Here is a 12,666-nt window from a genome sequence, read left to right on the forward strand (position 1 = left end):
CTTATTTGCGGTTGCAAAAGTAATTATTTATTTATTAATGACCAAATATTTATCAAAGAAAATTTAAAGTTTTTTTTTAACCCTAACCCCTTTTCCTAAATATCCAATCCAACTCCTGCGCTTACTGATTCCTTTCGTTTTCAGTGGGGCAAAGATAGGCTCTTTACCCTACACAAAACAAATTTATTTAACATAAATTTCATGTTTGCGTAATATTTGACTGTAAAGAACTGGTAAGCAGGAAGAAAAATTTTAAACATTTGTTTAAACCTGTTGCCTGTTTTTATTTACCTAAGATATTATGGTTTATTGTGAACATAAATAAGGCTTAAAAAATCTGCATAAGATTTTTCTAACCCGATAATATCGCCGGATTTCAGATTTAAACCACCGGTTCCTGATGTATCTGATTTTACTTTTAAAGAAGAGGCCTGAAAGTACAGATTCTCATTATTTGTTTTGGGCTGAACTTTAATTGTAGAGCCTAAAAGTTTTTTTGTTGATATGGTATACACTTCTCCCGGGATAATATCCAAGGTAATATATGATCTGGGAGTGAGTAAATAGTCTTTTTTATTGATATTGATCTTCTGATCTTTATCCGAGGAAGCAAAAACATATAATTTCCCGTTTTGATCTGCTAATTTTTCTTTGGGAGTATAGTATAGAGCAATCCTATAGTTGGCAGGATTAAGAGGCTGAGGAGTGCCATCTATATTTCCAAAGGGTTTAAATGAAAAGGTATTGGCTCCTATTTCTTTTGCTTTCTTGTATATCAGTGAAAAAACAGCTGCATCATCTTTTGAGAATCCCTGAACTTCAATTTCACCTAAATATTGGGCATCAATTGTTGATTCAGTTTTTTTATACAAGAACTTATCTGTATTGTCGTTTGTTTTTTCAACTTTTGAAAGGTAAACATTCTGTGCATTACACAGGTGAATACAGAATATGGAAACAGCAACTGCCAGATTCTTGATCATATTATTGTTGTGTTAATATTTTAACTGATTCTTCAAGACTGTTTTCCCAATGTTTAGGCTCTATTTTGTACACTTCTTCTATTTTATCCAATGACATGGTGCTTCTTCCCGGCCTTTTTGCGGGAGTCGGGTATTGATCCGTGGTTAAAGGGTTTAACTGCACTGAAGAGCCGGAGAATTCTGCAATTTTTTTTGCAAATTCAAACCAGGTGGTTTCCGGGTAGTTTGAGAAATGAAAGATTCCAAAAGTTTTACCGGGAGTTTCGATAATGTCCATAATAGCTTCTGCCAGGTCATTTGCATTGGTGGGCTGTCCAAACTGATCGGCAACAATTCCCAACTGATCTTTTTGAGAGAAAAGGTTCAGCATTGTTTTCACAAAGTTTTTATTAAACTCTGAATAGAGCCATGAAGTTCTTAAAATAATAGTTTTGGGATTAATTTCCAGGGCAAGCTCTTCCCCTTTTCTTTTTGACGCACCATATACCCCGGTTGGATTGGTGAAATCGTCTTCTGAGTAAGGCAGGTTCGTATCTCCATCAAATACATAATCGGTGGAAACGTGGATCAGAATACATTTATTATCTGCACAGGCCTGGGCAAGATATGCAACACCGTCAGCATTTACTGCAAATGCTTTGTCTTTTTCTTTTTCGGCGAGATCAACTGCTGTGTATGCGGAAGCATTAATACAATAGTCGGGTTTGTTATCATAGAAGAAGCCATTGATCTGATCTTCATTTGTAATATCCAGTGTCTGGGAATCCGTAAATATGAATTCATACGTATTTTCAAAATCAGGTGCTATTTTTCTGATACAGTTACCTAACTGACCATTTCCTCCTATTACTGCTATTTTTTTCATCTGTAATTTTATTATTTTACTATTGATGTATTATTAAGAAATATCCTTTTAGAAATTGGGTTATTTCATTATTTCCGATTAAGAATTTTTTGCGTTCTGAGATCTAAGGAATTTCACTCTGGGCTGGAAATCTTTTTGCTCAATATCTACATAAAATTTCCCAAAGGTTTCTTTTATATCTTCCGGGTGAACTTCAGATTTTCTTGTTTTGAGGTTGAAGTAAATCACGGTAACCCATAATACGGCATGAACTGTTTTTTCGTCCAGGCTTTTCATGAGTATTTCTACTTTGGCTGTTCTGTCCTGCACTTCTATGGTTTTACTGCTGATTATTACCTGGGTATTGTATCTTACTTCTTTTAAATAAGCGATCTCATTCTGAATAGCAATCCACGTACATCCGGTCTTTTTGGTATATTCTTCGTATGTGAATCCGTAAAATGTTTCTACATGGTCTTCTCTGGCGTTGAACATATAATCCAGATATTTCACGTTATTCAAATGTCCTATCGGATCACAATCGCTGAACCTTACTTTTACGGTTGTTGATACTTCTTTTTCCATAGGGCAAAAATAAAAAAACCGCCTTTAAAAGAGACGGTTAATTTATAAAACTTTGTTAATTTATTAGTTGATCCCTAATTCTTTCTTAACAGCAGCTGTAGCATCTGCACCTGATTTGTAAACCAAAGCAGCAGAGTTTGCATCCATGATGAATTCGTATCCGTTAGCTTTAGCTACTTTCTCGATGGCATCATTCAGTTTTTTCTCAATTGGTCCGAAAGCAACATCCTGCTTAGCCTGAAGATCTTTCTGAGCTTTATCCTGCATCTGAGCAATTTCTTCCTGAAGTTTCTGTAATTCTGTTTCTCTAGCTTTGTTCTCGTCAGCCGTTTTCTTAGGAGCTTCTTCAGTATACTGCTTTAACTTAGCCTGTCCAGCATCTGCTTTTTTCTTAATTTCAGCTTGTTTAGCATCTAAGAAAGTTTTTATATCAGTATCTGCTTTTTTCTTTTCAGGCATTGCATTAAGAACTCCCATTAAATCTACAGTAGCTAGTTTCTGAGCTTTCGCCATACTTACCGATACAACCATTACTACCACGGCAAATAATACACTTAATTTTTTCATAATTGGTAAAATAAATAATTTAATTTGTTTTTAGATTTTAATTTTAAGTAAAAGTTAACTTAAACTTTATTTTTTACTGTTTGTCTTTTCTTTTTTATCAGATGCAGAGGATCCTTTCAATAAGATCGTTAATACTTTTTCTGTATAATCATATCTGGGCAAAAGGAAAAGAACATTGTTATCGGATTTATCAAGAACCGTGCCCAATCCGTTTTTCTCGGCCATTGTTTTAACAGCGGTCCAGATCTGATCCTGAAACGGAACAACCAGATTTGTTCTCAGTTTTGTAATCTCACCATTGGCTCCAAAACGTAAGCTTGTGGTAGTTTTGATATTTTTCTCAAGATCCAATACTTCTTTTTCTCTGAGCTTTAGCTGATCTCCTATCAACAATACTTTCTCACTTTCAAATGCAGATTTTTTTCTTTCGTATTCTGACTGCAGGTTTTGAAGTTCTGCCTGCCAGGTATCGATCTGTGAATTTAATCTTGCTTCTGCTTCTTTGTATTGAGGTAGCTTGTCTAAAATATAGCCTGTATCTACTATTCCAACTTTCTGGGCATTCGAAAGGCCGAAAAGCAGGAACAATACAAATGTGAAAATGATTTTAAGGTTTTTCATATTGTGTGAATTATAATGATTGGTTCATCAGGAAGTGTGTTTTCCATCCGGATGGTTCTGTTCCGGAAACTGTTTTATCAAATCCGTAAGCAAAGTCAAATCCGATCAAACCAAAAGCTCCCATGTATACTCTTACTCCAATTCCCACAGATCTTTTCAGCTGGAACGGGTTGTATGTGCTCCAGGAGTTCCATACGTTCCCCCCTTCTGCAAAGGTAAGTGCATAGATCTTAGCTGTCTGGTTCATAGAGATCGGGTATCTTAATTCCAGGGTAAATCTGTTATAGATTGTACCTCCTCCTCTTTGGGTAATATCATCTATTTCTCCTCCGTATGTTGAAGCGTTTTCATATCCTCTCAATGGAATCAATTCACGTCCGTCATATCTACCTCCGAAAAGTCCTGTACCTCCTACATAGAATCTTTCGAATGGCGGAGCTCCCAATTTTTTGTTATATCCGTCCATGAATCCCATTTCTGCGGAAGATCTCAATACAAGTTTTCCTGCAACTTCATTATAAACGTCAGCTTTGAACTTGATTTTGTAGAATTCCATCCACTTGTACTTGTCCACCGGTGACATTGTAGAGTAATCTTTGTTGCTGAACAATGAATATGGTGCGGTAAGTTTCGCGGAAACTTCAATATTTGAACCCATTGTAGGGAAGATAGGGTCAATACCTGCTGAGTTTCTGCTTAAACCTAAATTAAGACTTAAGTTGTTGGCATCTCCATAGTATTCTGTGGTATCTCCGAACTGGAACGGATAGTTACTGAATTTATAATTCTGGTACTGAATTCCTGTATATAGTGAGAAGTAGTCATCCGGCCAGTTTAATAATCTGTTCAAACCAACTGATGCGGAGAAGATATTAAGCTTTTGAGCAGCTCCATAACTATCACTGTATTTTACTCTGGAAGTATTTAAACTTACTGAAAGGGCTGTAGGTCTTGTTCCGAACAACCATGGCTCAGTAAATGAGATTCCATAGTTTTGGAAATACTGTCCTGCCTGCGCCTGGATAGACAAAGTCTGGCCATCTCCCTGTGGAACCGGCTTAAAGTCTTTAAACTTAAGGAAGTTCTTTAAAGAGAAGTTGTTGAAGGTAAGTCCTAAGGTCCCGATAAAGCTGTTACCACCGTAACCTGCCTGTAACTGTACCTGGGAAGAACCTTTTTCAACCAGTTTCCAGTTGATGTCTACAGTATTATCCTGCTGATTCGGCTGAATATCCTGACCAACCTGCTGAGGGTCAAAGAAGGACATCCCTGCTAAATCGAAGTACGTTCTTTTAATTTCTGTCTTTTTGAAAAGCTCTCCCGGTTTTGTTCTCAGGGCTCTCAATACAACGTGGTCATGGGTAGTGGTATTCCCCTGCCATGTTACTTTGTTCCAGGTTGCCTGTTCACCTTCATTAATTCTGATTTCCAGATTTACGGCATCTCCTGACACGGATTTTTCTACCGGTGTTACATTAGAGAAAAGGTAACCGTTATTCATGTAGACAGACTTGATATCTGAATCGTCTTCTTTACCTCCGTCTTCCCCAACTTTTTTGTTGAAACCAACGGCATCGTAAATATCTCCTTTTTTATATCCTAATAATCTCTGTAAATATTCTGTAGAGTAAACGGTATTTCCGGTGAATGTAACATCCCCGATATAGTACTTTTTACCTTCGTTAAGCTTTACATTGATTTCGTAGTTATTTCTCTTGTTTCTCCATACGGAATCTGAAACAATCTTAGCATCTCTATATCCTAAAGAGTTATAGTAGCTCACAAGGCTCTGCTTGTCTTCCTGGTATTTTTCTTCAATGAATTTTGAAGATTTCAGAATTCCGCCGATACCAAATCTCTTTTGTTTGGTTTCTTTGAAGGCTTTTTTTCTAAGCTTTGCATCAGTAACGCTTTGGTTGCCTTCAAATTCGATATGGTCGATTTTTATTCTTTTACCTTTATCGATATTAATGGTCCAGTCTACCATAGACGGATCATTTGCATTCACTTTATCCTGAATGGTGATTTTAGCATCTGCAAAACCTTTTTTCACATAATCCTTAGGAACTTTGGTCTTAAGGCTTGAGATCAGGTTTTGGGTGATTTTTGTTCCAGGTTTTAGATTATTGTCTTTTGTAAGTTTTTCGTTTTTAGATTTACCGATCCCTCTACCTGTGAATTTTACCTCTCCAAGTTCTTTAAGGTCTTCGAGGTAGAATCTCAGAATTACGGTCTGCCCTTCAATACTCTGAACGTACACTTCAACTTCTGAAAAAGACTGGGTATCCCAAAGCTTTTTAACAGCGTTGCTGATCTTCTGTCCCGGAATATCTACAGCTTCTCCTTTGGTTAAGCCTGTAAATCTTAAGATCTGTGCCGGTGTATATTTTTTTACCCCATCTACAACAATGTCTTTAAGAGTGTAAGTTCCTGCTTCATTTTCTGCATGTACAGCATTATTTACTTTGGTGCTGTCCTGAGGAGTTACTTGTCCATAAAAATGTGCCGAAGCAGCAAACATTATGATGGGTAATAGTCTAAACTTCATTTTATCGAGTCTTTCTTTTCTTTAAATTTATTGGGCGTTTATCTGGTCGCCGGTTAAACCGTATCTTCTTTCTTTATTCTGATAATCTACAATACACTGGAAGAAGATATCTTTTGTAAAATCCGGCCACAGGACATTTAAAAACTGTAATTCCGCATAAGCAATCTGCCAAAGGAGGAAGTTGCTTATTCTTATTTCCCCGCTGGTTCTTATCAGCAGGTCTACAGGAGGAAGATCCTTTGTATAAAGGTAATTTTCGAATAATTTTTCATCAATATTCTCAATATCAACTTTTCCTTCTTTCACGTCTGAACTGATGCTTTTTACGGCATTCAATATTTCATTCTGTGAGCCATAGCTTATTGCCAGTACTAAATTGCCTTTTGTGTTTTCTTTTGTAAGCTCTATTACACGTTCAAGCTGTTCTCTTACAAGAAGAGGCAGCTTTTCTAAATTTCCTATAACATGCATTCTGAGTCCTTTGCTGAAAATTTCTTCAGCTTCCAGCAACAGGGTTTCCACCAGCAGATTCATCAGTGTATTAACTTCATCTGCAGGGCGGTTCCAGTTTTCAGAGGAAAATGTATACAGTGTTAAATAGGGTATATCTATCTCATTACATGCATTAATGGCATTTCTTACTGCATCAATGGCGTTTCTGTGACCAAAGGTTCTTTCTTCGCCACGTGTTTTCGCCCATCTTCCATTGCCGTCCATAATAATGGCGACGTGTTTCGGTAAATTCTGAGAATTTATTTTATCTTTAATCAACGACATATTAATTAATCACAATAACACGGAGGTCTTCCGAATGAATAGGTAAGTCCTAAACTAAAAGTATTCATCCAGTCTTTCGACCTTTCATCGCCTATATTTCTTTTATAAAGAAGTTCCTGTTCTCTTTCTTTAGAAACTGCATAATAGTTTCCTGACTGCAGCAGTGATCCACCGGTAGCAGGATCCAAAATATCTCCATTAAAGCTGGATGTAAGATCTTTTGAAAGCAGTCTGCTGTGATCAAGCTGATCCGTCAGTGTATATCTAAATGTAGCTTCTGCAAATATAGCCCAATTATGGTTGAACTTATATTTCAAACCAACTCCAAAAGGAATATGCATCGTTACTTTTTTTCCTAATGTATATTCTGGGGTACTCTTAAAATCCTGTTCATTAAGAGGAGCCTGCGCCACGCCATCTGCATCTCTTCTAAAATCGTTTACAAGATTGGCTTTAGGAGCATCAAACATCAAAGCACCGATACCTCCAAAGATATAAGGGCTTACCATGCTTATCTGTTCATTATTTACGGGGAAAAGATTGTATTCAAAAGTTAAACTTGCTTCGTATACATTATTTTTTCCGTATGAGTTTCTATTTACTCTGTATTCTTCTTTCGCAGCTTTATCGCTAAACTGAATCTGGTTATATCCTAAATCCAATCTAACGGTCTGATGCGGGTTAAAATTAAATCTATATAATAAACCTCCATAAAATGGGAACCCCCAATCTGACATTCTGTCTAAATCCAACGGCTTTTGTAAAATATAATTGGTCCGTCCTATGTCCCCAACTAGGTTACTCATACCCAGACGAACTCCCAATTCATTTCTTTGTGCTTTAACACTTACCATTCCCAGGAAGGCAATAAAGCTAAACAATAATTTTTTATTCATAAAAGAATATGGATTTATGGTTATTTTAAAATTTAATTTTTGCAAATATAAAACATTTTTATATTAATGATATTCTTAATGTATAGTTAAAAATAAACAAAAAAACATAATTTGTTATAAAGTAAACGACAAAGTGCCAAAAATATTCTTTTTTCCTTAGATGACCAAAACTGAAAGTATAAAAAAACCCCCATTTGCTGAGGGTTTAAAACGTTATTTTTTATTAAATATTGTTTGAACCTTATTTCGTATTCTTATTAACAAAGGTTCTTTATAATTTTTGTCTTCATCAAAATAGCCATATCCGTAACCATATCCGTAACCGTAGCCATAACCATACCCTTGTTTTTTATTGTAATCATTATATACAAGTCCTAAATGATCAACTTCTTCGTTATGATATTTCTCTGCGATCATCTTCAGCATATACTTTTCGGTGTATTCATGACGAACCACATAGATATTGGCATCCGAATATTTCATCAGCTCGTAAGAGTCTGCTACCAAACCTACCGGAGGAGAGTCGATGATGATAAAATCGTATTTATCTTTCAGCTCTTCCAGGAATTTGATATTTCTGCTGCTCATAAGGAGCTCTGACGGATTCGGAGGAATTGGTCCGGAAGTAGCCACATCCAGGTTAGGAATCTTGGTTTTATTAATGATTTGATCTATTCCCACTTCTCCTGTCAGGTAATTGGAGATACCATATTTGTTATCAATTTTAAAATCTCCAAAGATCTTCGGTTTTCTAAGGTCCATTCCAAGAAGGATTGTCTTTTTATCACTTAATCCTATTACTGAAGCAAGGTTGATGGAGATATATGTTTTTCCTTCACCCCCAATGGATGATGTAATCAGAATGGTTTTTCCTTTTCCGTCTTCCCTGTTATTCTCCATTAAGAACCTCATGTTTGCTCTTATTCCCCTGAATGCCTCTGATACGGATGATTTAGGCTGTTCCAAAACAGTAAGCATACTCTCGTTGGTATTGTTTCCGATAACCCCAAGAAGAGGAATCTTTGTTGCACCCAGCAGTTCTTTGATATTTCGGATTTTATTATCCAGTAATTCTCCAACCAGGATAAATAATAATGGAATCAACAACAATCCAAACATAATCGCCGATTTGATTGCTTTTACGTTAGGGCCAATCGGAGCCTGCCCCAGGTTTTTAGCAGGGTCAATTACAGTAATATCAGACTGGTTGGTAGCCACTTTCATCTGCGCCTCGTTCTGTCTTCCCAAAAGGCTGTTATAAGTAGCCTCAATCATACTGTATCCTCTTTCTGCATCAAGATATTTTCTTTCTTTTTCAGGATATGAGTTAAGATCTGTATTGGCTTCTGCTACCTGGCGGTCTATATTACCGATCTCATCGTAATATTTTGTATAATAATTTCTAAGAGAACCTGACGAACCTGTTCTTGCCTCATTAATAAGCCTGTCTATTTCTTTCATAGGCTCGGAGTTCGGCTTATAGATGGTTGCCATTTCTCTTCTCTTCATATACAGAGCTTTAAGTTCTGAAACAGTAGCTGTAAAGAAACCATCTTCAAACCCTGCAGCATTTGTACTGATCATTTTATCAAAATTCTGACTCTGAAGTGTATTTTTAATATTATTCAGCGAGTTGATTTTGCTTATAATATCTGCTTTCTTGGCTTCAAGATCTTTTATTTTTTCTAAAGATTTTTCGTCTCTGTCTTTGATGTTATAAAGCTTTTCGGAAGTTTTAAGGTAGTTCAGAACCGCCGCACTTGAGTCGAGCTTTTTACGGATACCATCTATATTGGCCTGCAGATAAAGGTCTGTGTTTTTATTAACAATATTTTTATCCGCCAACCTTTTCTTCTGAAGCTCGGCTACAGATTTATTCAGGAAGTTTACCGTACTGTTAAGATTAAAACCTTTTTTGTTAATAATCATAATGGTAGCAATCTCCTTGTCAAATTGCACTCCTATGGTAGAAACAATCTCATTTACGCTTTGGTTTACAGAGTTAAGACTTACAATAACGTTCTCAATTTTTATTTTGGGAGCTACTGTATTCTTAAGCAGTCTGAACCTAAGGTTCGGAGAATTATACCATTCATTTACTTTTATAATCTTATTGGCAGGTCTGCTATATGCATTAATAGGCTGGAATCCTTCTGTTTCATAGCTGTATAAATTGGTAGACTGCCCTTCATTCGGAAGAACTACTTCATAAGAGTCTCCCCCTTTCGGAATCAGCGTAATAGGATAATTGACCTGCTGCAGGTGCTTTTTGTCGATCTGCAAAAATACCGGTGAATCAGTTTTATCAATATAGGTTGATTTGATTAATCCTTTGGTTGAATAATTAACAAAAAGATCTAATTCTTTTACCAAGAACTCGTTATGAGATCTGGATAACAACATTTTTTTAAGATAAACCCCGTCCTGGTTTCCATTCTGTCCCCAGATAAAGTTGATAGACTGGTTGGGGGTAAAATAACTGGATGTGTTATTGGATATACTGAGGGAAAGATCTGAGGAATAAATATTTTGTGCGTAATACTTGCTGTATACCCATGAAATAATGTAGCCGATAAACAGCATGAATACAAACCAATACCAGTTTTTAAGTATTCTTCTCAGGAAATGTTCAATATCAAATAATGCAAACGATCCATACTTTTCCTTCTGGGATTCGTTTTTCCCTATTTGGGTGCCTTTGTCTGGAATCATGGTTTAAAGGTTTTTAAGAAGCAGATAAATTGATAATGCTGTAGTAATCACCGATACCCCAGTCGTTAATGTCTGTACAGGATCTTTTCCAAATCCGTTCAAGCTCTTACCTCTGGTATTCAGATAGATTTCATCGCCATTCTGCAGATAATAGTATGGGGAGTTCATGAGATCTTCACGGGTAAGGTCTATTTTTGCCACTTTTATTCCTTCCGGCAATTTTCTGTGGATAACAATATTGGTACGGTCAACTGTTCTGTTCAACCCTCCATTAATAGCTAATGCTTCTGTAATGGTCAATGTATTTTTGTGGGCAACTTTTTCTCCGGAAAGTCCTGTAGTTTCTACGTCTCCCAGAATATAATAGGTTATCCCGTCTGTATTCAGTCTTACTTCAGCTTTTCCTTCCTGGAAGTTTTCGTTTACTTTTTCCTGAAGTTCCTGGGTAACATCTTCCAGTGTTCTTCCTTCGGCTTTAACGTACCCTATTCCGAACACGTTGATATCTCCTTTGGAATCCACTTTCAAGCCGTTAAAATAAAAATTCATATTACCGCCGGCTACATTTCCCCCGGCTCCTCCGTTACCGCCTCCGCTTAATGCGGTATTGGCTCCTCCGCCCACTCCACCGGATGTGTTCAGAGAGGAATAAAACTGTGCTGCATCTCCTTTGGGAGTGGTCACAATGTTAAGGTTAAGGATATCATTCTTGGTAATCCTGTACGTAGGGATATTGTAGGGAATAAGTCCTTCTTCATTAATCACGAGACTCTCGCTGGGCTGCAAATACCTTACATCTTTCTTGGTAATGCAGGATGTTATAAAAAAGGGTAGTAGTAAAAATAAATATTTCAAATTCTTCATCATATTTTGGATGTTATTTGCAAAAGTAAAAATTAAATTCTTATTTTCTTATTATTTCGTAAATGATAAATAAGATCCGGCAGGTAGGCTCCTAAAAATCCCATTAAAATAATTATGAACAAAAGAAGGTTTATATTGAGGTGTCTTAAATAATAAGCCACGGTTACAATCATCAGGTAGTAGACGATAATATAGAATGTAGAGCGTCTATGGGTAAGATCAAGCTTCAGAAGTTTGTGATGGATATGGTTTTTATCTGCATCAAAAGGTGATTTCTTATTGCACAGTCTTATAATGATTACATTCAACGTATCCACAATCGGCAGAATAAGGATAGCAACTGCTATGGCCGGTGCAGACTGCAGGTGATACCTTGGTACATTGGGAAGTTCCCTGTCTATAAAAATATCAATAAAATAGATGGAAGTGAATGCCAGAAGAAAACCGAGAAGCATGGATCCCGTATCTCCCATGAATATTTTATTGGTCCTGTAGTTGGATAAATTATAGTACAAAAATGCCAATACAGTTCCTATGATAATTACAGACAAAACCACGAGCGGATAATTATACTCTCCCAGCCTGTAGTAACTTATTCCGAAAAGAGCACTGCAGATTACAGAATATCCTCCGGCCAGGCCGTCTATCCCGTCAATCAGATTAAAAGCATTGATAAGAATAATAAATGTGATAATACTGAACAGCACACTTATGAAATACCCCATTTCATAAATTCCGAATATTCCGAATAAACTTCTGATCCTGATATCGGACCCAATTACAGCCAATGCGGAAACTATAATCTGTGCCACAAGCTTCTTATAAGCTCTCATCACCACAATATCGTCCATTACTCCTATGTACAGAAGGATAATTAATGAGGCAAATAAAAATTTGTAGAGATCAAACAGCTCGTATGCAAATATGGATGCACATATTCCTATCGAATAAAAAATAGCAATACCACCCAGGTTAGGGATTTTTCTGAGATGGGAACTCCTTATTCCCGGCTCATCCATAAGATTCTTTCTTCTTGAGATCTTAATGATGGTGGGAATAGAGAAAAAGGTAATTAAAAAAGAGAACAAGAAGCCTAATCCTATTTTCACGTAAAAAATAGAAACTCCTGATTCGCTTAAGAACAATTCAAAATTCTTCATTTTTTTTTATCAAGTACATCATCAATACTTCTGATAAGGCACATCAAGATACCTCATAAAAAGTTAAACGTTAATGTTTTACATCACGACTGAAACAATTGTACTTATC

At 36.4% G+C, this 12,666-nt stretch carries 11 protein-coding genes; all 11 read right to left on the reverse strand.

Going from position 1 to position 12,666, the window contains the following annotated elements; genetic code table 11:
• Positions 1-299: 299 nt before the first annotated feature.
• The 11 genes from HNP36_RS09870 to HNP36_RS09920 all read right to left on the reverse strand — a co-directional run bounded on the left by HNP36_RS09870 (position 300) and on the right by HNP36_RS09920 (position 12,557).
• Entirely contained in the window at positions 300-983 is a 684-nt protein-coding gene (locus HNP36_RS09870) for a hypothetical protein (RefSeq protein WP_184162376.1), read from the reverse strand.
• A 1-nt stretch (position 984) separates the two neighbouring features.
• On the reverse strand, positions 985-1,860 hold the full coding sequence (rfbD, locus tag HNP36_RS09875) for a dTDP-4-dehydrorhamnose reductase (RefSeq protein ID WP_317168972.1): 876 nt from the start codon (positions 1,858-1,860) through the stop codon (positions 985-987).
• Positions 1,861-1,926: 66 nt separating this feature from the next.
• Positions 1,927-2,412: an acyl-CoA thioesterase gene (locus HNP36_RS09880; protein WP_184162381.1), complete on the reverse strand. Its 486-nt coding sequence runs from the start codon at positions 2,410-2,412 to the stop codon at positions 1,927-1,929.
• Between the two features lie 63 nt (positions 2,413-2,475).
• Positions 2,476-2,979, reverse strand: a complete 504-nt coding sequence (locus tag HNP36_RS09885) for an OmpH family outer membrane protein (protein ID WP_184162384.1) — start codon at positions 2,977-2,979, stop codon at positions 2,476-2,478.
• 66 nt (positions 2,980-3,045) lie between these two features.
• Entirely contained in the window at positions 3,046-3,600 is a 555-nt protein-coding gene (locus tag HNP36_RS09890; RefSeq protein ID WP_184162387.1) for an OmpH family outer membrane protein, read from the reverse strand.
• A 10-nt stretch (positions 3,601-3,610) separates the two neighbouring features.
• On the reverse strand, positions 3,611-6,148 hold the full coding sequence (gene bamA, locus HNP36_RS09895; protein ID WP_184162390.1) for an outer membrane protein assembly factor BamA: 2,538 nt from the start codon (positions 6,146-6,148) through the stop codon (positions 3,611-3,613).
• 27 nt (positions 6,149-6,175) lie between these two features.
• Positions 6,176-6,925, reverse strand: coding sequence for an isoprenyl transferase (locus HNP36_RS09900; protein ID WP_184162393.1), 750 nt, complete (start codon positions 6,923-6,925; stop codon positions 6,176-6,178).
• 5 nt (positions 6,926-6,930) lie between these two features.
• Positions 6,931-7,821, reverse strand: coding sequence for a DUF6089 family protein (locus tag HNP36_RS09905; protein ID WP_184162396.1), 891 nt, complete (start codon positions 7,819-7,821; stop codon positions 6,931-6,933).
• Between the two features lie 213 nt (positions 7,822-8,034).
• Positions 8,035-10,533, reverse strand: coding sequence for an exopolysaccharide transport family protein (locus HNP36_RS09910; RefSeq protein ID WP_184162398.1), 2,499 nt, complete (start codon positions 10,531-10,533; stop codon positions 8,035-8,037).
• A 3-nt stretch (positions 10,534-10,536) separates the two neighbouring features.
• Positions 10,537-11,400, reverse strand: coding sequence for a polysaccharide biosynthesis/export family protein (locus HNP36_RS09915; RefSeq protein WP_184162400.1), 864 nt, complete (start codon positions 11,398-11,400; stop codon positions 10,537-10,539).
• A gap of 29 nt (positions 11,401-11,429) precedes the next feature.
• Positions 11,430-12,557, reverse strand: a complete 1,128-nt coding sequence (locus tag HNP36_RS09920; RefSeq protein ID WP_184162402.1) for a glycosyltransferase family 4 protein — start codon at positions 12,555-12,557, stop codon at positions 11,430-11,432.
• Positions 12,558-12,666 lie beyond the last annotated feature (109 nt).

Origin of the sequence: Chryseobacterium shigense, assembly GCF_014207845.1 — a bacterium.
Lineage (GTDB): Bacteria > Bacteroidota > Bacteroidia > Flavobacteriales > Weeksellaceae > Chryseobacterium > Chryseobacterium shigense_A.